Below are 24505 nucleotides of genomic sequence, written 5' to 3'. Positions count from 1 at the left end.
TCAGTCCTTAGTTATTCAGTGAAATCATCCAGGTTTTCGAGACCCGGCAAATGCGGTGCAATTTTCGGCAGTTCATCGACGCTTTGCAGGCCGAGTCGTTCCAGGAAATAGCTCGTGGTGCCGTACAAAATCGCTCCGGTCTCAGGATCTGTCTCCAGTTCAGTGATCAATCCACGCTGAGTCAGCGTGCGAACCACTGAATCAACGTTGACCCCTCTGATCGCCGAGATCCGTGCCCTGGAGACCGGCTGCCGATAGGCGATCACGGCTAGCGTCTCCAAGGCGGCCTGGGTGAGTCTCGCGGTCTGGCCCTCAAGAACAAAGCGAGACACCAATGGTGCGAAATCACTCCGCGAATAAAATCGCCAGCCACCGGCAACGTTGCGTAGCTCGAAACCTCGCGGCCTGATCGGCTCAGACCCTTCGGTGCCTGACTCCTCCGCTTCCGGCGTCTCGGCGCGATGAACAGCTGTTCCAGTATACCCGTCATACTCGGCTCGCAGTGCCTCGAGACAGTGGTGCACCTCAGGAACCGGTCGGCCTACCGCGCTGGCCAACTCCAGCTCAGTCACCGGTTGATCAATCACCATCAGCACCGCTTCGAGTGCTGCTGCTAGGCCGCCGGGTAGATCTGCCAGCACGAACTCTTCGGTCTCGACTGGTAGCTCGGTCATTCCTTCACTCCATCATCAGCTACGGCCATGTCTTCATACTCCTCGCTGAGATTGGCAGCGGTCCAATCTTGCTGCGCCCCGGTCCATCGAATTGTCAGCTCACCGAGCGGACTGGCTTGGTCAAAGGCGATCACGGCGTCCCGGAACATCTCCAAAAGCGCCAGAAATCTGGCCACCACCACGAGGGTACTTTCGGCATCACTGACCAAGGCGCGAAAGGACATCGGCTTGCCCGCACGCAGCCGGTGTCCGATCAGCTCAGCCTGTTCCTTCACACTCACCGGGGGCGCATGCAGATGAGCCAGACCGACCTCGGTGGGTTTAGGTTCACGCGGAGTGAGCGCCTTCGCGGCGAGAGTGGCGAATTCTTCTGGACTATGCCGCCAAACCAACTCGGGCAGCAACGCTGCGAAACCCGGTTCCAGGCCGACTTGACGCGGAAAGCGCCGTGCTTCACGCTCAAGGTTCTGCCCCACCAGCCGGGCCACATCCTTGAACGCGCGGTATTGCAACAGCCGGGCGAAAAGCAGATCCCGAGCTTCCAGCAGGGCAATATCTTCTTCGTCCTCCACCTCACCGGAGGGCAGCAAGCGGGCGGCTTTCAGATCGAGCAGCGTCGCCGCAATGACCAAGAACTCACTGGCCTCATCGATTGCCCAGTCCTCGCCGGCTTCCTGCAGCGCGCGAATATAGCCAATGAACTCATCGGTCACAGTGGCCAAGGCCACCTCGGTAATATCAAGTTCGTGTTTGCCGATCAAGCCGAGCAGCAGGTCGAAGGGTCCGGTAAAGTTCTCCAGCCGAACTTCAAAGCCAGGCTTTTTTGAACTGTTTTTTAAGTTGAGCTGGGCAGCCTCCCCGGCGTCTTCCGGAGCCTGCTGCGCTACCGCTTGCTCCGGCGGTACCGAGCTACGGGGCGCCGCCACGGGCTACCAGCTCTTTAGCCAGCCGACGGTAGGCCTCTGCGCCCTGGTGATTACCGGCATAGGAGGTGATCGGCTCCGCAGCCACGGTGGCATCGGCGAACTTAATGGTGCGTTTAATCACTGTCTCAAAGACCTTATCGCCGAAGGCTTCCACCAGGCGGGTGATCACCTCTCGGCTGTGCAAGGTGCGCGCGTCATACATGGTGGCCAACACGCCATCGATCTGCAGCCGAGGATTGATCCGGTCCTGCACCTTCTCAATGGTCTCCACCAGCAACGCGACGGCGCGCAGCGCGAAAAATTCGCAGATCAGCGGGATGATCACGCCGTGCGCAGCGGTCAGCGCATTGACGGTCAGCAGGCCCAAGGAGGGTTGGCAGTCAATGAGCACCACATCGTATTCGTCCTCCACTTTGCGGAGCACACGGTCCAGCACCTGTTCACGAGCCACTTCATTGACCAGCTGAACTTCGGCCGCAGAAAGGTCAATATTGGCCGGCAGCAGGTCAAGATTCTCGGTCTCGGTGCGCCGGATCGCGTCGTGGACGTCGATCTTGCGATCCATCAGCACATTGTAGATAGTCAGGTCCAGTTCGTGCGGGTTCGTCCCTAGTCCTGCGGAAAGGGCGCCCTGTGGATCGAAGTCCACCAACAGCACACGCCGCCCAAGTTCCGCCAATGCGGCACCTAGGTTGATTGTCGAGGTGGTCTTGCCCACGCCACCCTTCTGATTGACCATCGCAATCACCCGGGCGGGACCGTGCGAAACCAGAACCGGAGGCTCAGGGAACTCGGTGACCGGTCGGCCGGTCGGCCCGAGCACGGCTTCCAGATCAATGCCGGTGGCGGTTTCGGTCGCTGCCAGTGTGCCGGACCCTTGTTCGCTACTCACTTGATCACGCTTTCCTCAGTTGCACGTCTTACCGCTGCGGCTAGCTTCTCGAATCGCTACAGCTGTACTTCTTATCGCTACGTTACCCGCCCGGCTAGGCCAACTTTGGTAATTCGCTCACTAAAGACCGCGAGCCTTGAAGTTCCAGTAAAGGTCGAAGGTTATACTTCGCGACGGTATGGCAAAACCGCGGGGACGTCAGCTAATGCGTGACGCCCCCGCGGCCCGTAAGTCTGCCAGTGAGTTAGCTCAGACTCACTATCACAGCCTCAGTTGGCTCGATCATTGCTCAGGACTTTGCCTCCCAGCTAGCCCCGGCAGTCGGCGTCCAGTGGATGGTGCCGTTCTGGAACTCCTGCTTGAAACCGCCATTCTCCGCGATCTCGTCCGACTTCGGGTAGCCGAGTTTGACCTCGAAGCCGTTGGCCTCAAAATATTTGCGGATTTCACCGCGGACGATCTGAGTGCCAGTGGCTGGCGACCAGAGGAAGAGTGCCTTCTCAAACTTCTGGTATCGGCCGACGGTGTTCAGCCCCGCACCTTCGGTCACCTTCTGCGCAGCAGCCTCATCCTGGATCGGGAAGCCCCACTGAGTCTCCGAACCAGTTGCCCGGTAAACCTTGAGAATGTCACCGTAGACAGCGAACGCCGGGGCGTTCGGATGCCAGATGATCATGCCTCGCTGGAATTCAGTGAAGCGTCCGCCGAGCTTGGAGTTGTCTTCGGCTCGGGTCGGCAGTCCGAGCGGGCTGTTCGCGCCGCCCATCGCATGCCACTTATCGCCAATCAGACCGTAGGGCTGAAAAGCCTCGTCGCGCACTCGAATGGCGTCGGCTTGCTGCTCGTCATATCTGGTTGGATGGCCTGATTTCTGCACCGCCTGAGCTAAGGCGCCCGCGCTGCCCGGGGTTTTCCCCTCAAGTGCGATGGCGCTATCCAGGAATTTATTGGTGGCATACTCCACATTGGTCAGCTGCGCCACAGTCCCCCAACCCCAGTAAGGCGACTGCTGGAACACGCCCACCGAGTCGGCATCTCCACAGTTCAGGTTATTGACGTGTGATTCAACCCAGGCGGTTTCAAAGGTCGCCAACATTACCCGGGCCGAGACATTACGACGCTGCGCAATCTCGTAGACCTTGCGGGCCACCGCAATGTCTCGGTTCGGCGGAATATAGCAGCTCTCCTCGGCAGTAGCCACTGGAGCGCCACCCGCGGGTACCGCGGTCAAACTGGCAGCGGCAGCCCCGGTTGGCGCAGCCCAGGATGGTGCAGCCAGGCCGAGCAATAAGCTCAGCGCCAGGCCGGCACCGGCAAGCACTCTAAATTTTGACATGGTTGTTCCTTCGTTCATCAGTTCGTGATCGCGTTCAGCGAGCTTGCCAGCTGGCACCGGCGGTCGGCGTCCAGTGGATGGTGCCATTTTGGAATTCCTGCTTGAAACCGCCGTTCTCAGCGATCTCGTCCGAGGCTGGGTAGCCAAGCTTCACTTCCATGCCATTGGCTTCGAAGTACTTACGGATTTCACCGCGGACGATTTGCACGCCGGTCTTCTCAGACCAGAGGAAAAGGGCGCCTTCAAACTTTTGGAAACGTCCCACCGTGCCGGCGCCAGCGCCTTCGGCTACTTTCTGGGCATTGCCTTCGTCAATGATCGGGAAACCCCATTTAGCTTCGGAGCCGCTCTTGCGGTAAGTGTCGAAGATCGCGCCGTAAACCATAAAGGCTACGTTCGGGTGCCAAATGATCATGCCGCGCTGGAAGTCACGGAAGCGGCCACCATTTTTGCTGTCGAATTCATCGTTGACCGGATTACCCACCGGTGAGTTCGCGCCGCCAGCGGCATGCCACTTATCGGCAATAGCGCCGTAAGGGATTTTGACGTCTAAGCGGTTATAACGAATCGGGTGGTATCCGTTCAGGCTGCCCCAGTTGCTCTGTTCCGGCGGTTCGACGCCGGAGTTGCCGCCACCGTGCTCAAGAACTACCGGCCGGGTGTGGCCGGCATCAGCCCAGCGCAAGAACAGAGCAATGTGTTCGGTTCCACCGTAGTCTCGCACCAGTGCGTCTCCCGGCTGAAGCTCCGCCGCCGCGATTGAGTGCGTGATGCCCAAGAACCGGCTGCCGCCATCAATCGGGTCAAAGCTAAAAGTGGTGGGGTTGCTGCGGCCATTTGGCGTCAAGTGCCACGCCATTGAGATGAATCCGGAGCAGTCATTACGGTATCCATTTGAGTCGCCTTGCTGGTTATATCTTGGCGCTTCTCGGAGTCGTTGATAAGCCCGATCGATCACTTCCCCGCGACCGATCGGCCCATTGGCGTCGGAGGCCTGCGCGGTTGGCGCGGTGACGGTGATCGCACTGAAGGCGCCCACGATCAATCCGACGATCAGCAAAACACTCATGCCGAACCTGGTGAGGCCGGTTTTGGTATTAAGTGCAGATGTCATTCGCATGTCCTTAGGTTTTGATGGAATAACAGCCTCAAGCAGATTTGAGAAATCGATTACTCAATGAGGCCGATCTAAGCCTAAGGTTTCGCAGCGCATACATAATATAAGCAAAGAAAAACTGCCAGGAAACTCCCAGTTTCTGGGAATTTCCTGGCAGCTCAAGCTTAGTAATCGATTAACCGTTTAACCGATCACTAATTCACTTTCTCAGCGATTCAGCCGATGCATAACTATCAGCGCCGGGTCCATGAGGGGCTTGCTCCGGCTCAGTCGAAGAGCCGTGCCCATCGGCGTCAAGACTGGCCTCGTTGAACGGCTCAGCCCCGGAGAGCACCCGGCCGACCTTGGCCCGATCAATTTCACCCACCCAAGTACCCATCAGCACGGTGGCTACCGCGTTGCCGGTGAAGTTAGTTAGCGCGCGAGCCTCGGACATGAAACGGTCAATGCCGACGATAACACCAACCCCATTGAGCAGTTCGGGCCGGTGTGCTTGCAATCCGGCTGCCAGCGTGGCCAGCCCTGCGCCGCTGACGCCTGCTGCACCCTTGGAGGCGATGATCATAAAGACCAGCAAGGAGATCTGCTCGCCAATATTCATCTCGATCCCCATCGCATTCGCAACGAACAACGAGGCCATGGTCAGATAGATCGCGGTGCCATCGAGGTTGAAGGAGTAACCGGTTGGCACCGTGACGCCGACCACCGGACGGGAAACACCGAGGTGCTCCATTTTGGCGATCAAACGCGGTAGTGCGGCTTCGGAGGACGAGGTGGAGAAGATCAGCAGGTACTCGCGAGCCAGGTACTTCATGAGCTTGAAGATATTGACCCGGGTCACCAAGTACAGCACGCTGCCAAGTACCAGCACAATGAAGGCGATACAGGTGGCGTAGAAGCCGAGCATTAGCACCAACATCGACTTGACCGCTTCAATACCGGTGGCGCCGACCACCGCGGCGATTGCCCCGAAGGCACCGATCGGGGCAAGCCACATCACCATCATCAGAATCCGGAACACCAGGGCTTGCGCGATCTTGACGGCGCGCACAATCGGTTCACCGGCCTTACCCATCCGCTGCACCGCAAAGCCAACCAGCAATGCGACGAAAAGCGTCGGCAGCACCGGGATATCAGGCGGGATAATCTCGAGGATGAAGTCAAAGAGCGCATTGCCGGTCTTGCCGTTTTCGGACGGCTTATAGGCCTGCAGTTTGAGTCCTTCACCGGGGTGCAGGAAGTTACCAACCACCAGACCGATCGCGAGCGCAAAGGTGGACATCACCAAGAAGTAGACAAGGGCCAAGCCACCGACCCGCCCCACCGTCGCTGCTTTCGCCACCGAACCAATCCCGGTCACAATAGTGCAGAAGATCACCGGGGCAATCAGCATCTTAATCAAATCGACAAAGATATCGCCGAGCGGCTTGAGCGAGGTGGCGAAGTTTTTGGTGCCCGCTCCGGGGGCTGAGGTGGCTTGGGCGATCAGACCGACGGCGACGCCTAGCAGCACCGCAATAATCACCGCGATATAGAGCCAATGGGTCTTATCTAGCCGCTTGCGGGGCTGCCGCCCCAAGGCGGCAGTCTCTCCACGTTGAGAGCTCATCTTATTCCTCCGATATTCTTGGACAGCAACTGCTCTCCAGGGTTTTTCAGACTCAAGGATGCCGTAATCTGTGACGGGGGTCACCATTGCGGTCATATTGTTCACCGGCTTCGATTCGGCCGAACCCCGGAGCACCCCAAGCTGAAGGAGGCTGAGAATGCGCGATTGGAGCATTGCCCGTCGCCTTTTCCTCGGCCAGTTACTTTTTATTGTCTTGCTCACCGCTGCCGTGGTCACCGCGGCCTACCTCGACGCCAGTGATCGGGTCTACAGTCAAGCCACCGAGCGAACCACCGCAATAGCTGCCACCCTCGCCGATTCGCCGCTGCTCTTGCAGGCGGCCAGCAGTGCGGATCCGAGCGCGCTGCTTCAGCCCTATGCCAACCGGGTGTTAGCTGAAACCAAAGTTGATTTCATCACCATCATGGCGCCAGACCGCACCCGCTGGACTCACCCCAGGCCGGAGGAAATAGGAAAGCCCTATATTGGTTCGGTTGACCAGGCCTTAGCCGGCCACAGCTACACCGAGACCATCGCCGGTACCCTTGGACCCTCTTTGCGCACCATCATGCCGGTGCAGGACGCCAGCGGGAAGGTCAAAGCAATGGTCTCGGTGGGGGTCACCATCTCAACCGTCGGAATTGCCTTCAGCGGTCGAATTCCGGTGATTCTGCTGCTCGGGGCCGGACTCCTGCTACTCGGCACGGTAACCTCGATCCTGCTCGGTCGATACCTGCGACGGGTCACCTTCGGCTGGGGACCAGAACGCCTCGGCCAGCTATTCAGCTACTACGAATCGGTGCTGCACTCGGTACGCGATGGACTCATCCTGGTGGACCGTCACGGCGAGCTGGTGATGTACAACGACCAAGCAGCCGATCTACTTGGCATTTCCCGACCGGTTGAGGGCGCACCCCGGCAACCGCTGGCAGAGTTGGCGGTGGCCGAATCACTCAAAGAACTGCTGCTGAGCGGCCGGACCGTACGAGACGAAATCCACCTGGTCAAACAGCATCTGTTGGTAGTCAGCCAGGAACCAGCTGTGCTGCCCGGCGTGAAAACACCTTATGGCACCGTCTCGACCCTGCAGGATCATACCGAGCTGCGTAGCCTCGGCGAAGAACTGCGTTCCACCCGGACGCTTACCGATGCGCTACGCGCGCAAACCCATGAACATGCCAATCGCATGCATACCGTGGTCTCCCTGCTGGAATTGGGGCGCACCGAACAGGCTCTGGCCTTCGCCACCGCCGACCTCACCCTGAGCCAGCACCTGGTCGACGAAGTCGTTGACGCCGATCAGGAACCGGTACTGGCAGCTCTGGTGATGGGCAAGATCGCGCAAGCCGCCGAACTCGGTATTGAACTGCGGGTCGAGTGGGACTCCGCCGCCAACTTTGAGGCCCTCGGCCCCCATGATGCGGTGACCATCGTGGGAAACCTGCTCGACAATGCCATGGATGCCACCCTGGCCAGCGAGCCTCCCCGCTGGGTGGCGATGCAGCTCAGCCATGATGAGAAGCAGGCCAGGCTAAAGGTCAGCGACAGCGGACCGGGGCTCGGTGAAACCGATCCTTCGGCGATCCTGGAACGCGGTTTCAGCACCAAGGAAACCGACGCTTCCGGTCGGGGCATCGGGCTAGCCCTGGTGCAGCAAGCGGTTCAGGGGCTCTCCGGCAGCATCACCATCTCCGCCGACGCCGAGTTCACCGTTTCACTGCCACTGCCAGCACCAGCGCTATCGCCACTGCCGGGGACGGCTATCGGCAGCGCAACCGGCAGCAAAACTGCAACCGGGCGGCGCGAGTCATGATCCGAGTATTGGTGGTCGACGACGAGCCGATTATGGCGGAGGCTCATGCGCTCTATGTGCAGCGGCTCGAGGGTTTCAGCGTGGTCGGGACCGTGCATGACGGTCAGTCCGCACTGCGCTTCCTGGCCGAGCACCCCGACGGCGTTGACGTGCTACTGCTGGATATGAACCTGCCCGATCTGCACGGCTTAGACGTCTCCCGCCGACTGCGCGCAGCCGGCCATACTGTTGATATTGTCGCTATCACTGCGGTCCGCGACCTTGAGGTTGTGCGCGGTGCGATTGCCGCCGGAATTGTGCAGTACCTGATTAAGCCCTTCACCTTTTCCTCCTTCGCAGAGAAACTTGGAAACTACCGCAGTTTCCGCGAACAACTGGGCGGCACTGGACCGACTCAGAATCGGCCCGAAGTTGCCCAGCAGGAACTGGATCAAGCCTTTGCGAGCCTGCGTTCACCGCTCGCCGAGGCACTGCCCAAGGGACTTTCGGTGGACACCTTGAATGCCGTGGTCGGCCTGTTGCAGGACGCTCAAGGCGCGGTATCCGCCCAGCAGGTCACCGACGAATTAGGCATCTCCCGGGTCACCGCAAGACGCTATTTGGAGTACCTGACCGAACGCAACTCGGTGCGCCGCTCGCCCCGTTACGGCACCCCGGGAAGGCCTGAAAACGAATACAGCTGGCGACGCTGAGAACGTCGCCAGCTGTAGCTGATTGATTAGTTGAGGTAGCCACCGCCGCCGGCGAAATACTCGCTCGCCGAGAGCTCGGTGCCGTCGTCGAGGCGAACTTTTTTCACGATCAGTGCCGGGTTGACGCCGCGCCAGGCCTCCGGCCCGGCCACCACCACGACGCCGCCCTCGGCTTCAATACTGAACCGCCCCGGGGTACCGCCGAACTTGCCGCGGGAGACGGCGGATTCGACGATCCGCAGCCGTTTCTCGCCGTGGAAGGCAAAAGCATTGGGGTAAGGATCGGACTGCGCACGCACTAGCCGCTCGATTGCTTCGGCGGGCCAGTTCCAGTCGATGTGGCTGTCCTGCTCGGAGCGTTTATGGAAGTAGCTGGCTTGAGAGAGATCTTGCGGTACCGTCTGCACCTCGCCAGCTTCCAGCCGATCCAGCGCGTCCAGTACGAGCGGCGGGATCACTTCAATGGTGCGATGGAACAGATCGACTGTGCGGTCTTGCGCGCCGACCGGAACTGATTGCTGGCTAATCACCGGGCCGGTGTCCAGGCCCTCGTCCATCAGGTGTGCGGTTACCCCGACATGACTCTCGCCATTGATCAGCGCCCAGATCAGCGGGGAGAAGCCGGCGTATTTGGGCAGCAGAGAATCGTGGATATTGAGCGTGCCGAGCCGTGGCGCATTGTAAATTTCCGCAGGTAACCAGGTCCGCCAGTTATTGGCCACAATAATATCGGCGTCGGCTGCCTTGATTGCCTCCAGCAGCGCCTGGTCGGGCCGCTTCGCAATATGCACCGGCACCCCGTGTGCCCGGGCTAGTTCTTCGACCGAATCCGACCACATCTGCTCATAGGGATTGTCGCTCGGCGGGTGGGTGACCGCGAGCACCACTTCGTGTCGGGATTCCAGCACCGCAGAAAGCGTTTTGTGTCCCCAGGTTTGGTAACCGAAGGTGATGACCCGCATTACGCCCCCTGCTCAACCAAGGACGAGGCAGCCGGGGCACCATGCTGCTCACGCAGCGCCAGCACCGAATTGAGCAGCTCGCCGCCGCGCACCGCGACGTTTGATAGCAGCGTTGAGGTCAGGCCATGGGTTGATTCGGTGGGGCCTTGCACAAACAGACCGGTGACCGGAACACCGTCGAGGAGAAGTTCATAGTCCCGGCCAAAGCTCGGGGTCTGATTCCCCAGGATGCCGACACCGCGCAGCAGACCACTGACACCTTGCGAGTTGAAGCCGGTGGCACACACCACCGCATCGTAGCGCTGGTTCTCGGCCTGTCCTTTGATCCGGTCATGCAGAGTTACTGAAACTGCAGCATCGCTTTCCACTGCCTCCAGTACCTCGGTACCGGGGCGGAAGATCAGCCGACGCGGGCCTTGCACTCGCTCGCGGTATTCAATTGCGTAGAGCTCATTGATCAGTTCCAGGTCAACACAAGAGTAGTTGGTGCTGCGATGCCGGTTGATCAGCTCGGCACGCACATCATCGGGGGCGTAGAAGAAATCATCAACCGCTGAGGGGTCGAAGACTCGGTTGGCGAAAGGACTGTCGTCCGCGGGGCTGAAGCCGAAGCTATTGAAGGCTGACTCAACCACGGCCTCGGGGTAGCTGCGATGCAGATGCTGCACAACTTCGGCGGCGCTCTGACCGCTGCCGAGCACCAGGAACCGGTTCTCGGTGGCCTCGCCAAGCTTGTCGAGATGCTCAAGCAGGCGATGGTTATGGAACAGTCTAGGCCCAGCAGTCGCCCAGCTGGGGAGCTTTTCGGCCAGCCCGGTGGCCACGATCACGCTGCGGGTCAGGTACTCTTCGGTACCTTCCGGGCCGGTGGCGGAAATCCGGTAACGAGCACCATTGCGATCCTGCTCCGCCAGCGCTTCAATACCGATCACGGTACGTTGGTACTTGACCGCGGAATTGATTGAGGCGGCCACCCATTGCAGATAGTCGGCGAATTCAATCCGGGACGGGAAGAAGGTCTGATGATTAATGAAATCGATCAATCGACCGGCTTGCTGGAGGTAATTCACAAAGGTGAAGCGGCTGCGCGGATTTCGCAACGTCGCGAGATCCTTCAGATAGGAGATTTGCATTGTGGAGCCCTCGAGTAGCATCCCGGGATGCCAGCCGAACGAGTCTTTCTGCTCCAGGAAGAGGGCCTCAATCCGGTCCCCCTCGGCGGCCGTCTCATTGTGTTCGTCGACAGCCGTCGCAAACGCTAGATTGGACGGACCCATGCCGACCCCGACAACATCAAAAACATCGTGCCGCAAAAGAGAACCTCTTCTCGAAATGGTGTTTTACCCGGAGAGCGCCGGGGCAGAAAGGCCCTCGGCGGCCGTATTTGGTAAGCCTTAACTAAGTAAGGTAATGCTATCCTACATTCGCCTTCTCGCCGAGGGCATTATTTGCAGCAGAGCAGGAGTAAAGAATCGACATGGTCAGTATTTTTGAGGCTTTCGGCTTACCGGAGCAGCCCGGATCGGCGACCTTCTGGAGTTTGGCCGAGCAAGGCTCGCCGCGCTTTATTCCAGCCGAAAACGGCTGGCAGGCACTGTTCTTAAGCCGCAGCCAGCAGAGCACTTTACTACGCTTCGACGACCGTCCCGAACCGGTCGAGATGACCGCCTGCACGGCTGAGAATGGTGATGTATTTCACTTCGCTATTCAGCATTTTCCAGCCCCCTTCCGGGTCAGCTACGGCTTTACGCAGGCCGACAACCCGAGCGGGCTGGCCGATCCGCTCAATCCGGTGGGAGCGGGCCCGCTGCGTTCCATCGCGAGCACGCCCGATGCCGCCGAGCAAGCGTTCTGGCCCTCGCTCAGCGCCGAGGCACTCTTGCCGGTACCGCCGACTCGACTGCGTTGGAGCAGCGAGCTACTCGGCGCTCGGCGTACCGTCCGGATGCAATACATCGGTCCGGAGGTCGAGGCAGCACAGCGAGTCGTGCTGTTGCTCGACGGCGACGACTGGATTCATCTGCACCCAGCTGGCCTGGCCTTCACCGCAGCGCATCAAGCTGGCGAGTTATCGCCCTGCACGCTGGTCTTCGTGCCCTCGCCCGGCGGGGACAAGCGACGTGAGGAGCTCGCCCTGAACCCGCTGTTCTGGCGGGCCGTTCGCGAGGAGTTGCTGCCCTTGATCGCCACTCAGCTGGGACGTGAAGTCGAGCCGGCAAGCACTGTGCTGGCGGGCCAAAGCTATGGCGGCCTGGCCGCCCTTTACGCCGCCGTGACGATGCCGGAGACTTTCCCGCAAGCACTCTGCCAATCCGGCTCCTTTTGGTACCCGGCCCCGGACGCTAGCGCCGCATCGGGACCACGGACGGGGCCAATGGATGGCCCGCTGGGAGGCGCAATGGCCCGACTCTTGAGCACCTCGGAGCTCGATCTTTCGGGTATTACGGTGGCATTCGACGTCGGAAGTCATGAAGGCAAGATGGTGGATCACCAAGCTGAGGTATTCCGACTGCTAGCGGAGCGTGGGGCCAGCCTGCACAGTAATGTTTCCGCGGCCGGCCACGACCGCTCCAGCTGGCGTGATGCCTTGTTGCGCGACACCGCCTGGATGCTGCGACGTATCGGCTAGCTCCCCGTTACCCAACACGAGCACCGGAATAACCTGGCTAATGTGGTGCAGGAGCGCCCCCCCACCACATTAGCCAGCAGATCTGGCGCCCGGATCTCCTGCGGCCTAGTTCGCGGTTTCCTCTATCTGGATGGCGAGCGCGGCGGGAGTGCGCAGCGCGAACAGATCTTTGATGCTCACCACTTCGCCGAACTCGGCCCGCAGCATGCCCACCAGTCGGATCGCCAGCATTGAGTGCCCGCCGAGCCCGAAGAAATCGTCCTCCAGCCGCACCTCGTCATCATCGAGCCCGAGTACCTCGGCAAAGAACTCACATACCAATTCTTCGGTTTCGCTACTCGGTTCAGTGCGTTGCAAACCCAAGAGAGCACTAATTGGCTGAGCCACTGGCAGCGCCCGGGCATCAAGTTTGCCGTTCACGGTAAGCGGCAAACCATCGATCAATGCATAGTGACTGGGCAGCATATAGTCCGGCAGCACAGCGGAAAGATGCCCGAGCAAACCGGTTAGTTGCTCGCTACTGTCTGCCCCCTCCGCTTGCTGCTTCAGTCCGATAAACGCGTTCAAGCGGTTCAGCGAGGTCGCCGGATCGGTAGATACCGTCACCGCCGCGAAACCAACCGCCGGGTAATCGGTGATGACCGCTTCGATCTCCCCCGGTTCCACTCGGTAACCCCGAATTTTGACCTGATCATCGGTCCGGCCCAAGTAGTCGATATTGCCATCAGGGCGACGTCGAACGAGGTCACCGGTGCGGTACATCCGCTCCCCTGGCTGGAATGGGCAGGCGATAAATCTCGCCGAAGTCATCGCCGGCAAACCAAGGTAACCTCGAGCCAAACCGACGCCGGAGACGTACAGCTCTCCCGGCACCGAGTCCGGCACCGGCCGCAACCACTCATCCAACACATACACATTGGTGTTATCGATCGGCGTACCGATCACCGGGTCCTGGCAGTCGAAGGTGCCTACCCCGAGGGTATTAATGGTGTATTCGGTGGGGCCGTAGAGGTTATAACCAACAACCTGCGGATGCTCAGCGAGCTTGCTCCAGAGCTGCGCGGAGACCGCTTCACCGCCGAGCAGGATCAGTGCGGGCTGATGCTCACGTTCCAAAACCCCTTCGGCGACCAACTGCTGGGCGAAGGTTGGCGTCACGTTAATGACGTCGATCCGTTCGCGTTGCAGATACGCGGCTAGCTCGGCCGGGTCCCGGCGCAGATTCTCATCGCAGATATGCACCTCATGACCATCGGCAAGCCAGAGCAGCTCCTCCCAGGACATGTCGAAGGCAAAGGAAACGGTATGTGCGACCCGGAACCTACGGTGCCCGGCGGCCGCCAAAACTGGCTCGAAAATGCGCCGTTGGTGGTTCAAGAGCATATTGGTCAGACCGGCATATTCCACCACCACGCCCTTGGGCTTACCGGTCGAACCGGAGGTGTAAATCGTGTATGCGCTATGCCGTAGGCGGTGTGCTGCTTCGGGTTCAAAACCGGGGAAAACAGCGGCTGAGACCGGGTGATCCACCGTGCCAAGTGTCGCAGCGAGTATCACAGCGGCGTCCGGCTCAGGCTCAGCGAGCTGATCGAGCAAGATCTGTTGGAAACCCTGGACACGTGATGCTACCGCGGAAACGGTAAGCACCACCTGAGGCTGGGCGTCCTGCAAGATTGCGGCTAAGCGCTCATCCGGATGATCCAATTCGAGCGGTACATAACCCGCACCGGTGCGCAGCACGGCGAAGAGCGCGACGATGGACTCCAGCGAACGCGGTATCGCGATGGCCACCGAGCTCTCCGGCCGCACCCCGCTGCGAGTCAATCTCTGTGCCAAGGCGATACTGCGTTCCTGAAGCTCACCGAAGGTCATTGACTGCCCGGCACACACCAGGGCTCGATCGGCGCGGTGCTTCGCCGCTGAGCGATCGAAGAGCTCGGGAATACTCAGCGCCGGGAACTCTCGCCCGGGCTGGGGTGCCGGCAGGTTGGTGCGAGCCAGCGAACCAATCGAGACGCCGTCGCCAGCACCGTTGAGCTGCTCAAGGATCTCCACGAACCGCTCTAGTAGCTCTTCCGCCCGGTCTCGGCTGCTCAGATCTGGCCGGTATTCAAGGGTGATCCGCAATTCGCTGCCCGGCATCACCACCCAGGTGAATGGGAAGTGCGTGGCGTCCTCGGATTCCGAGCCGGCAATGCCGTGCCGGGAGTAGAACTCCTCGGCTGCATCTGCGTCGAAGAAGTTCTGTAGCACGAAGAGATTATCGAAGAGTTGTTGATGTTCGCTGAGTCGTTGAATCTCGCCAAGTTCCAGGTATTCATAAGGCATCGTCTCAACCCGCTCAGTTTGCACCGCAGCAAGGAACTCGGGAACGCTCATCGCCGCCTCGGCGCGGATCCGTTGCGGGATGGTGTTCAGTAGCACGCCGATGGCGGCTGAGTAATCCACCCCTGATTCGGCCGGATCCGTTCTACCGGCCACCGTCAGGCCAAAGACCACGTCGTTGCTGCCGCTGTACTCCCCCAGCAAGAGCGCAAACGCCCCGCTGAGCAGCGAGTTCAGAGTGACCCCTTGCCGCCGGGCTAGCGCCGAAAGCTGAGCAGTCTGTTGCTCGCTCAAGGTACTCAATAACTTCTCCGGTGCTTGCTGAGCAGCGGCGGCGACCCGGTCCCCGGCAAGCAGCGTCGGAGAGGCCAGACCCGCCAACCGCTCGGACCAGAACTCCTCAGCGGCGGAGGCGTCTTTCAGATCAAGAGCTTGGATATACTCGGCGAAGCCCGGCCCAGCCGTCGCCAAACTGGGAGCTTTCCCCTCCACCGCCTGTTCATACGCCTCGAAGAGATCACGCAGCACCAACTGGTGCGACCAGCCGTCCCAGAGCAACAAATGGTTACTGAGCAGCAGGCTATCGGTGCCGGAAGGCAGCCGGAAGAGTGTCAACCGGATCAACGGCGGATTGAGCAGATCAAAGCCCTGCTCCCGGTCAGCGTCACGATGCTGCTTGAGACGCTCAGCGGCCACCTCTTCGGTTTCGGCGCGCAGATCTACCAGCTCAAGTGGCACGCTCTGCTGCCCAGCAGCGGTGAACTGAACAATCTGACCGGATTCCTCGGTGCGGAAACCCGCACCGAGAAGCGGGTGCCGCTCGAGCAGCGAGCTTGCCGCCTGGGCTAGAGCCACCGGATCAAGCGCGTGGTCGAAGGCAAGATAGTTCTGAGCTAAGTACTGCCCCGGCTCGCTGGCCATTTGGGCCTGGAAGTAGAGGCCTCGTTGCAGCGGGGCTAATGGCAGCGAGCGCTCGCTGCTGAGCTCGACGCCCGAGGAAGCACCGAGCGATCCTTCGGCCCGGCTGACTAACTGTTGCAGCGCTTTCAGCCACTCCTCGCTGATCCGCAGCCCCAGTTCGAGCGGCACCGCGGTGGAGAGCGTGAAAGCGGTGCGCAAGGTTTCAGCACCCTCGTTGCTCTCCCCCCAGGTGTTGACTTCGACCGCATAATCGGTGCGTGCGCCAGGATCAGTGGAAAGTTGCAGAACCCCGGTTTCCGTGCCGCGGCCAAGATAGTTCAGCAGAATCTGTGGGGTCGGTTTGGCAGCGAGCCGGAGCGCTGATTGCGGATTCAAATAGCGCAGTAGTCCGAAGCCGAGGCTCCGCTGCTCGGAGAGCTGCCGCTGCGCAACTTCCCTCGCGGCAACCAGTGGATCGTACTGAGGGCTCAGCTTTAGCGGTGCGATTGCGGTAAACCAGCCAGCCAGCTGAGAGTAGTCGGCTACCTCGTCGACGCCGGTTCGACCGTGCCGCTCCAGCTCAATGCTCAGCGGCGTCGGCTCAGCCTGCACAGCGGTCAGCGCGCTGCGCAACGCCCCACAGAGCAACTCGGTAAGACCCAAACCGCTCAATTGCGGCAACCGGGAGAACAACACCGCGCTGGCTTCCTTCGGCAAATCAACTTCGAGGCTCCAGCTGCCGCCGCTGGACGGTTCAGCGATCAGCGCCGGGGCGTCAAGCATCTCCAGCCAGTGCGGCATATCCGCCAAGAATTCCCGACGTTGCGCGGCTTGGTTGAGCCGCTCGGCATACTCGCGGTAGGAGACCGGGGAAATTGCCGGCGTCTTGCCGTCGAGCAGCAGGTTCAAATCGTCCAGCAGCACGATCCAGGACACCGCGTCCATTACCAGGTGGTGAATCACTATCACCAGAGTGCCGGACTCTGTGCCGTTGTCGATCCAGACGAATTCGCTCATCTGCCCTGCTAAGGGGCGCAGCCTGGACATCGCTGCCTCGGCAAGCCGCTGTGGCTCGCCCGCGCTCACCCGGAGAAGCTGCGGCTCGGCGGCTTCCTCGGGGATCTCCAACGACCACAGATCGTCCGGTTCAGTGTTCAGCTGCATACGCAGGGTTGGGTGGCTCTGCAATAATGCTCGCAACGCGGTACGCAGCCGCTCCTCCTCGAGTCCACCCGGAAGCTTGATGGTTCGAGCCAGGGCGAAATTGTGCAAAGTGGGTTGCAGCTCTCGCCAGCGGTGCATGATCGGCGTCAGCGGCACCGGGCCAAAACTGGGTCGGGTGTTCTGCGCAACCCGATCCTGCTGGGCTGCCGCCGCGGTATTTGCTACGGCCAGCTTAGCGGCGATCTTCGCCGGAGTTTTGAGCAGGAAAATTTCGCTGGGGCTTAGCGTGATTCCCGCGGCACGGGCTTGATTGACCACCGAGATGGCGACAATACTGTCACCACCACGGGCAAAGAAATCGGTGTCGGCATCGATGTCCTGGGCGCCGAGGGCATTGCTAAAGATTTCCTTCAAACGTTCCAGTTGCTCAGTGGACTGCCCCGGGCCCTGTTGCGCTTCAGGGGCTACCGCCGATCCGGACTGTTGTTGCTCAGCACCGAAGACCTTCGCCGCCAGCGCCTTGCGATCCCGCTTGTTATTAACCGTCAGCGGCAGTGTGGCGAAAGCCTCAAGTCGCTGCGGCACCATATGTGCCGGAAGCCGCTCAGCCAATTGGCTTTGGACGCTCTGAAGCTGCCCTGCACCGCTGGCCTCAGCTGGAGCATCCTGGTCCAGCAGCAAGCAGGCTGCCAGCTGATCGCGCTGCGGCGAAAGCAGCACCACGCAGTCCAGCACACCGGCCAGCTCGCGGGCGGCTGCTTCAATTTCACCGAGTTCGACTCGGAAACCGTTGAGCTGCACCTGGTCGTCGACCCGGCCGACGAACTCCAGTTCACCGGCGTCGGTGAGCCGAACGACATCGCCGGTGTTGTATAGCCGAGAGCCGTCATTGGCGAAAGGATTAGGCACGAAACGAGCCGCGGTGAGCCCCGGTCGCTGCCAATAGCCGCGGGCCACTTGGGGACCGCCAAGGTAGAGCAGGCCTGATTCCCCGGCTTGTACCGGTTGCAGTTGCTCGTCCAGCAAGTAAATGGCGCTGCCCGGAATGCCACCACCCAAGGTGACCGGATCATCCCCTAACAACTGGCCGCGATCGAGCACTCGGTAGGTAAAGTTCACCGCACTCTCGGTCAGACCGTAGAGATTGATCAGGTCCGGGCTGTCGACGCCGTAACGCTCGACCCAGGGCCGCAGCCGTGCGGCGTCGACGGGCTCGCCGCCAAAAACTACGTGGCGCAGCGCAAGCTCGCCGAGGGGCTCAGCACTTTCGAGGGCTGCCTGCTGGTCCGCTTCGATGAGGCGGTACAGTGCGGAGGGGCTTTGCACCAACATGGTGACGGCACGTTCGCGCACCAGGGTCAGGAAGTCCATCGGCGAACGGGTCAGCGCATGGTCTGGCACCAGTAGTTCGGCGCCTTGAGTGAGTGCACCCCACATTTCCCAGACCGAGACGTCGAACCCGAAGGAGTGGAACATCGTCCACACGTCATCGGCACCGTACTTCAACAGCCCACTCATGCTGGCCAACATGGTCACCACCGAGCGGTGCTCCACCAAGACGCCCTTGGGCGTGCCGGTCGATCCCGAGGTGTAGATCAAGTAAGCGGCGCTCCGCCACGGGATCTGTACGGAACGCTCAAGCACCTCGCTGATCGCGCCCGTTGGCTCAGCACCCAGGCCTTCTTCGACCAGGATCTCCTCGATCAGCAGCACCCGAGTGTCAGTCAGTCCTTGCGAGTCTTCCCGCATATCGGCGGCGTTAGCCAGCAAGCGGTAAATGCGTTCGCTTTGCTCTGCGGTGGTGAGCACCACGCGGGGCTGGGCGTCGGCAAGGATGAAGGCCAATCTTTCATCCGGGTAGGCCAGATCGAGCGGTACCGAGGCACCCCCAGCGGTGACCACACCAATAAGTGCGGTGACTTGATGCAGGGAACGTTCGGTAGCAACCGCGGCGAAGTCTCCCAGCCCGAGCCCTGCAGCGCTCAGAGCAGCGGCAATCCGGTCTTTTCGTGCCGCCAATTCCGCGTAACTGAGACGCTCGCTGCCCAGCACGTGCTTAGCGTCCGGAGCCCCCTCAGCCTCGGCAGTCGCCTGAGTAGCTTCGCTGAAACGGCACATCCGTAGCGCGGTTTTCTCCGGGAAGCGACGGGCCGCCCGATCGAATAGCTCGGGCAAGGTGAGCTGCTCCGGTGCGGCCAGCGGGGCAATCCGAGAGTTCAGATCGACGGCCGGGTCGAGGAGCAAAGCATCCGGCAGCAGAGTCCGTGGCAGCGCCGCGCTCAGGTCATCATTACCAATCGCCTGTAGCGCCGCAACGAAGTCCTCCAGGATACCTCGGGCCGCATTTTCGGTGACAGCTTCGGCGTCGTAAATTAGCTTGACAGCGAGCTCCAGACCGCCAGCCAGCCCTTCAGCGGAGGCAGCACCCTGCCGCGGCATCACCGCGAGGGTCAGCGGGTAGTGCGGAGCCCCTTCGCCGTCAATCTGGCTGATCCGAAGGGTGTCGGAGGGCTGGCCGAGCGCGCTGGCGTCAGCGGAAAGATCGAAGACCACCAGGGCGTCAAAGAGCGTACCAAGGCCAGCCTGGCGTTGGATGGTACCCAGTGATTCATGCTGATAAGGTCGCACCGCGTCGTGCTGTTGGCGCATTCGGCTCAGTAAATCAGCCAGCGTTGGTTCGGCCCTAGTCAGTTCGGCCGACGTGACTTCACTATTGTGGGCGAATAGCGAGCTGCGGACCGGCACCGTGTTAATGAAGAGCCCGACCATCTCGGCAATGCCCGGTAGATCCGCCTCCCGCCCCGAAACCGTAGAACCAAAGACCAGATCAGACTGCCCCAGAAGCTTGCCTAGGGCCAAGCCCCAGGCGGTGTGTACCGCGACGCTCAGAGTACTCCCGGATTGACGCAGCGAGGCTTCCAAGGAGCCGATCCTGCCGAAATCGAAGTCGACTTCGCTGAAGGAGTTCGACGGCGAATGCCCGGGACGCAGCAACGAGGGCTGCTCAAGCCCGCGGAGCTGTTCACGCCAGACCTCCGAAGATAGCTCGGCATCCTGCTCTTGCAGCCAGGCCAAGTACTCCGAGTAACCGTTGCTCGGCCGCAGTACGCTCCCGGGAGCGTGATACTCAGCGAGTAAGGTGTTGAGCATCTGGGGTACGGACCAGCCGTCGGCAATAATGTGGTGCACGGTTTGCACCAAGACGTGGTGCTCGGGTGCTAGTCGGATTAGCGTGTAACGCATCAAGGGTGCGACCGCTAGGTCAAAACCAGCGAGGCGATCCTGCTCGGCGAATTCGGCGATGGCTTGTTCTGCCGCCGCCTCCGAGATGGTTGCCTGGGCACTGAAATCTAGGTTCTGCAGCTGCGGGGCGATGCCGCGTTCCTGAACTGAAATGAGCCTGCCGTCTTCCAGACTGCTGAAGCGGGCGGCCAGATTGGGGAAGATTTCAAAGAGGCGCTTCGCCGCATCGAAGAGACGCTGCCGATCGCAGGGCCCTTGCAGTGAAATGATCTGCTGCTCGACGTATTGGCCGGCAGAATCGTCGTCAAAGACCGAGTGGAAGTACAGCCCTTGTTGCAGTGGCGTGAGCGGTAAAAGGTCAAGCAGCGCCTCGCCGTCGAAACTGTCAACCTGTTGCTGGCTGAGTTCGATCAACGGGAAATCACTGCTGGAATGGCCAGCTTGGCTGCCGAGGTCGGCCAGCTGCGCCAGCGATACCAGTGCTTCCCGCCAGTACTCGGCGATGAGTTGGATATCCGCCTCGTGGAAAATGCCCTCCGGCCAGGAAATCACGGTGCTCAGCTGATGTTCGCCATCGCTGCCGGAGTCGATAATAGCGTTGAATTCAAGAGCCCTGGGTAGTTCCATTGAGGCGTCTCGACGTTCCCCGAGTTGCTCGCCGCCCCGCGAGTTGCCGAGCATTCTCCAGTTCTTGGCGGTTGCCGATCCGAAGCGGCCCAAATAGTTGAAAAGTACCTGGCAATCGGGACGCTGGGCTATCTGCGCATCCGGGGCCTCCGGCGAACCGCCAGTGGCGCTGCCGAGATATTTGCCGACGCCCCAGGAAAGCCCCTGGCTCGGCACCTTGGCGAGCTGATCTTTGACCCGTTTCAGCGCGGCGGCGAGTGCAGCCTGCTCGGGCTGATCAGCTAACTCCCCGGGGTCGACAATGACCGGGAAAAGCGTGGTGAACCATCCGACAGTGCGGGAGAGATCAGCTTCGCGGCCGAGCAACGGAAGCACCGCACGGCCCTCCCGTCCGTGGCCTTCCAACTCAATATGGGCGAAGGTCTGCCGTTGACCGAGCTGCTTGCGCCAACGAGCCAGGCTGATCGAGAGCGCGGTCAGCAGCACGTCGTTCACGGTGGCATGGAAAACTCCCGGCAACTCACCGAGCAGCGCAGAGGTGGTTGCGGCATCCACGGTCACGGTGTGCAGCCGCTCCTCGGCCACCGTCTGCCCGGACAGTGCGGCCCGGCCAATCTGCTGGTCGACGCCGGGTAATGCCCTCTGCCAGTAGCTCAGGTCGGCGGCGAAAGTTGTCTCGGCGGCCTGTTCAAGGGTTTCGGTCCAGGTCTTCATCGACATGCCGGTATTGGCAAGTTCAATTGCTTGCCCCGAACTCAACTGCTGCCAAGCCTGGTCGAGGTCGTCAAGCAGAATTCGCCAGGAGACCCCATCGATCACCAAATGATGAGCGACCAGCAGCAAACGTTGCTGTACCGGGAACCAGACCGCTTGCAACATTGTCCCGGCCTCCGGATCCAGCCGCTCGATCGCGGCATCGGTTGCGACTTTCAGAGCCAGTTCAAAATCGGCCTCACTCACCTGCGCTGTTGAAGCTGTCGAATCGGCGGCCAGCTCGACCCGCTGCCAGAGTTGCTGTGCATCGGCGTCTTCCGGTACCTCAAATCCCCAGGGCTGCTCCCGGCGGAGTCGAGCCCTGAGCATCGGATGCCGCGAGACAATCGACATCAGCATGGCTTCCAGCGCCTCGGCGTTGAGCGCCTCAGGGGTCTCGAATAGCACCGATTGCACAAAACCATCGACGCGTCCCGAACGTTCGCCCAGCCAACGCACAATCGGCAGGCCGCCGAAGCTACCAGCGCCTGAGTCGGTGCCAACGGGTGAAGCTTGCTGTTGGCTGGCAGCGGCAGCGATGCCCCGCGTGGTACGCGATCCGAAGATATCGGTCACCGTGACGTGCAAACCATTGCGTCGTAGCGCGCTAAGCAAGGAGATCGCCAGGATGCTATCGCCGCCGAGTTCGAAAAAGTCCTGGTCCAGACCCACCGTGCCGAGCTGGAGCACATCGGCGATCTGCTCACTGACCACCCGTTCGGCATCGCTCGCAGAGGCGGCCAGCTGCGCCTCCCCACTTGCCTCCAGTACCGGCTCAGGCAAGGCGCGGCGATCGAGTTTGCCATTGGCGGTAAGCGGAAATTCCTCAAGCACCACTAGGTGGCTTGGGATCATATACTCCGGCATCTGATTCTGACACCAGAGCTTGAGCTCAGCGAGATCGAGATTCTTGCCGGTGACCGGCAAGAGATAACCGACTAGGTAGCTGCCACCGCGGCTGTTCTGCTTGGCCAGCACGCTCGCTTGCCGGATCAGCGGGTGCTGGCTCAGTGTCGATTCGACTTCTTCCAGTTCGAGCCGCATTCCGCGAATCTTCACCTGATTATCGGCACGGCCTAAGAACTCCAATGAGCCGTCGGCAGCGAAACGAGCCAGGTCACCGGTGCGGTAGAGTCGCGATCCCGGGGCACCGAACGGGTTAGCTACGAAACGAGCCGCGGTCAGCCCGGGGGCGTTGACATAGCCACGGCCGAGCAGGAAGCCGCCGGCATAGAGTTCGCCACCGACGCCGATCGGGACCGGCCGTAGCTGATCATCAAGAACGTAGAGCTCGGTGTTGGGGTTCGCCTTGCCAATCGAGGCAGAAAGGCGTTCTGCCTCGCCCCGATAGATCACATGCGAAACACCAATAGTCGCCTCGGCGGGACCATAACCGTGATACATCGGGATATCGAGCTGACGGCGGAACCGGTCGTAGAGATCCTTGGTGAGCAACTCGCCACCGCACCAGACGTGCTTCAGGCTGCTCAGCTCGTTGCCGTGCTGCGCCATTTCCAGCAGCACGTCGAGCATTGAGGAAACCAAGTAGGTGAAGCTGACTCGTTGCCGGTGGATCACATCAAGCAGATAATTCGGATCGCGCTCGCCGCCCGGTTTTGCGATCACCAAACGGCCACCGGTGACGAGCGGCAAAAAGACCTCATTAATGGAAATATCGAAGGCCAACGGCGCCTTGAAAAGAGCCGCGTCCTCCGGGCCGAAATGCAGAATTTCACCGGATTGCCAAAGCAGCCGCTCCGAAATCGCCTCGTGTCTGATCATCGCGCCCTTGGGCCGCCCAGTAGAACCCGAGGTGAAAATTACATAGGCCAGTGCAGCTCCGGGGATCTGTAGCTGCGGCGCGGTCGCCGGATAATCTCCAAAAGCCCATTCTTCGAGCGATACTTCGACGCCGGGCAGCGCCTCGGCAGCGGCTTCAGTGGCTTTAGTGGCTTTAGTGGCTACCGTCGTTGAAGCCGCTTCGGTTACCGCGCAAAGCTGAAGCACCGCGCCAGCATCGGAACTGACCAAGGCGCGACGCTCGGCGGGCCATTGCGGATCAAGCGGCACAAAAGCGCAGCCAGCTTTCAAAATGGCTAACAGCGCCACCACCATTTCCGCGCCGCGCGGCAAAGAGACGGCTACCACTGATTCGGCCGCCAGGCCGCGAGCCAGCAGGAAATGCGCCAGCTGAGCGGAACGCTCGCTCAGCTGGCGATAACTCAGAGTGCGTTCGCCGTCAATCACTGCCGGGGCTTCTGGACGAAGCTCCGCCTGACGTTGCACCAGTTCGACCAAGGTGGGTCGCGAGCGCTCCTGCTCGGTGTCGTTCCAGCGCGCCAAATCAGCCAGCCGACTCTGCGCGTTACCGGCGTCGATGGTACCCAACTGACGTTCCGGGAAATCGACAATATTGGCAATCACGCTCGGTGGTACGGTGAGTTCCTCCGACTCCTGAAGCGACCAGCCAGAAGTGCTCGCGCTCAGTTGCCACTCCTGACCCGCATACCGCACTAGATAGTGCTCGGCAGGCTTGGTCAGCTGCACCGCAATGGTCGCCGCAAGCTCGGCCAGTTCTGTCTGACTCCCAAGTGGCAGCTTGAAGAGGAGCTGCTCGCTCGGGCAACTGATCTCGGCCAGTTCTTCAGCTGTCTGTTCCGAAAAGTCTGGGGTTTGTTCCCCAACTTCGGGCTGTTGGGGAGCCGCCCAGTAAGCCACCGCCGCAGTAACGGTGATGGCTAAGGCGGCCGCTGAATGATCACCGAGCCTGGCAGCCATTTCCGCAAGGTGCTGTGCCGAAATGGTCAGCGTGCCAGGCAAGGCTGAGTTAGTAGTCTCCATTG

12 protein-coding genes are annotated in these 24505 nt (G+C 60.8%); 3 read left to right on the top strand and 9 right to left on the bottom strand.

Translation table 11 applies throughout. The features are described from left to right. Positions 1 to 11: 11 nt before the first annotated feature. From scpB to UM93_RS02425, 6 genes are all read right to left on the bottom strand, one after another. Positions 12 to 674: an SMC-Scp complex subunit ScpB gene (gene scpB, locus UM93_RS02450; protein ID WP_045073445.1), complete on the bottom strand. Its 663-nt coding sequence runs from the start codon at positions 672 to 674 to the stop codon at positions 12 to 14. Next, entirely contained in the window at positions 671 to 1600 is a 930-nt protein-coding gene (locus UM93_RS02445; RefSeq protein WP_082056988.1) for a segregation and condensation protein A, read from the bottom strand. The genes scpB and UM93_RS02445 overlap by 4 nt, the downstream gene beginning before the upstream one ends. After that, entirely contained in the window at positions 1584 to 2492 is a 909-nt protein-coding gene (locus UM93_RS02440; protein ID WP_045073444.1) for a ParA family protein, read from the bottom strand. Before UM93_RS02440 ends, UM93_RS02445 begins: the two co-directional genes overlap by 17 nt. Positions 2493 to 2781: 289 nt before the next feature. Continuing rightward, positions 2782 to 3828 carry an LGFP repeat-containing protein gene (locus UM93_RS02435; RefSeq protein WP_162183373.1) on the bottom strand — a complete coding sequence of 349 codons (1047 nt, stop codon included), beginning with the start codon at positions 3826 to 3828 and terminating at the stop codon, positions 2782 to 2784. Between the two features lie 34 nt (positions 3829 to 3862). After that, on the bottom strand, positions 3863 to 4942 hold the full coding sequence (locus tag UM93_RS02430; RefSeq protein ID WP_052663542.1) for an LGFP repeat-containing protein: 1080 nt from the start codon (positions 4940 to 4942) through the stop codon (positions 3863 to 3865). Positions 4943 to 5144: 202 nt separating this feature from the next. Further along, positions 5145 to 6554: a cation:dicarboxylate symporter family transporter gene (locus tag UM93_RS02425; RefSeq protein WP_045073442.1), complete on the bottom strand. Its 1410-nt coding sequence runs from the start codon at positions 6552 to 6554 to the stop codon at positions 5145 to 5147. Positions 6555 to 6711: 157 nt separating this feature from the next. On the opposite strand from UM93_RS02425, the gene UM93_RS02420 reads away from it, so the two are divergent. Both UM93_RS02420 and UM93_RS02415 read left to right on the top strand, forming a co-directional pair. Next, the gene (locus UM93_RS02420) at positions 6712 to 8367 is read left to right on the top strand and encodes a sensor histidine kinase (RefSeq protein ID WP_045073440.1); all 1656 of its coding nucleotides are present in this window, start codon (positions 6712 to 6714) and stop codon (positions 8365 to 8367) included. Beyond that, complete coding sequence (locus tag UM93_RS02415; RefSeq protein ID WP_045073439.1) at positions 8364 to 9059, top strand: response regulator; 696 nt, start codon at positions 8364 to 8366, stop codon at positions 9057 to 9059. Before UM93_RS02420 ends, UM93_RS02415 begins: the two co-directional genes overlap by 4 nt. Positions 9060 to 9085: 26 nt before the next feature. On the opposite strand, the gene UM93_RS02410 is transcribed toward UM93_RS02415, so the two are convergent. Together UM93_RS02410 and UM93_RS02405 are read right to left on the bottom strand one after the other, a co-directional pair. After that, positions 9086 to 10021: a methionyl-tRNA formyltransferase gene (locus tag UM93_RS02410; RefSeq protein WP_045073438.1), complete on the bottom strand. Its 936-nt coding sequence runs from the start codon at positions 10019 to 10021 to the stop codon at positions 9086 to 9088. Further along, positions 10021 to 11334, bottom strand: coding sequence for a lysine N(6)-hydroxylase/L-ornithine N(5)-oxygenase family protein (locus tag UM93_RS02405; RefSeq protein WP_234399361.1), 1314 nt, complete (start codon positions 11332 to 11334; stop codon positions 10021 to 10023). Before UM93_RS02405 ends, UM93_RS02410 begins: the two co-directional genes overlap by 1 nt. Positions 11335 to 11498: 164 nt before the next feature. Here UM93_RS02405 and UM93_RS02400 point away from each other — a divergent pair, with 164 nt between their 5' ends. Next, positions 11499 to 12650: an alpha/beta hydrolase-fold protein gene (locus UM93_RS02400; protein ID WP_045073436.1), complete on the top strand. Its 1152-nt coding sequence runs from the start codon at positions 11499 to 11501 to the stop codon at positions 12648 to 12650. Positions 12651 to 12755: 105 nt separating this feature from the next. Here UM93_RS02400 and UM93_RS02395 read toward each other — a convergent pair whose 3' ends face one another. After that, positions 12756 to 24503: a non-ribosomal peptide synthetase gene (locus UM93_RS02395; protein WP_045073435.1), complete on the bottom strand. Its 11748-nt coding sequence runs from the start codon at positions 24501 to 24503 to the stop codon at positions 12756 to 12758. Positions 24504 to 24505: the final 2 nt, after the last annotated feature.

The organism is Psychromicrobium lacuslunae (genome assembly GCF_000950575.1).
Classification (GTDB): domain Bacteria; phylum Actinomycetota; class Actinomycetes; order Actinomycetales; family Micrococcaceae; genus Renibacterium; species Renibacterium lacuslunae.
This window is presented reverse-complemented; position numbering and strand designations above follow the sequence as displayed.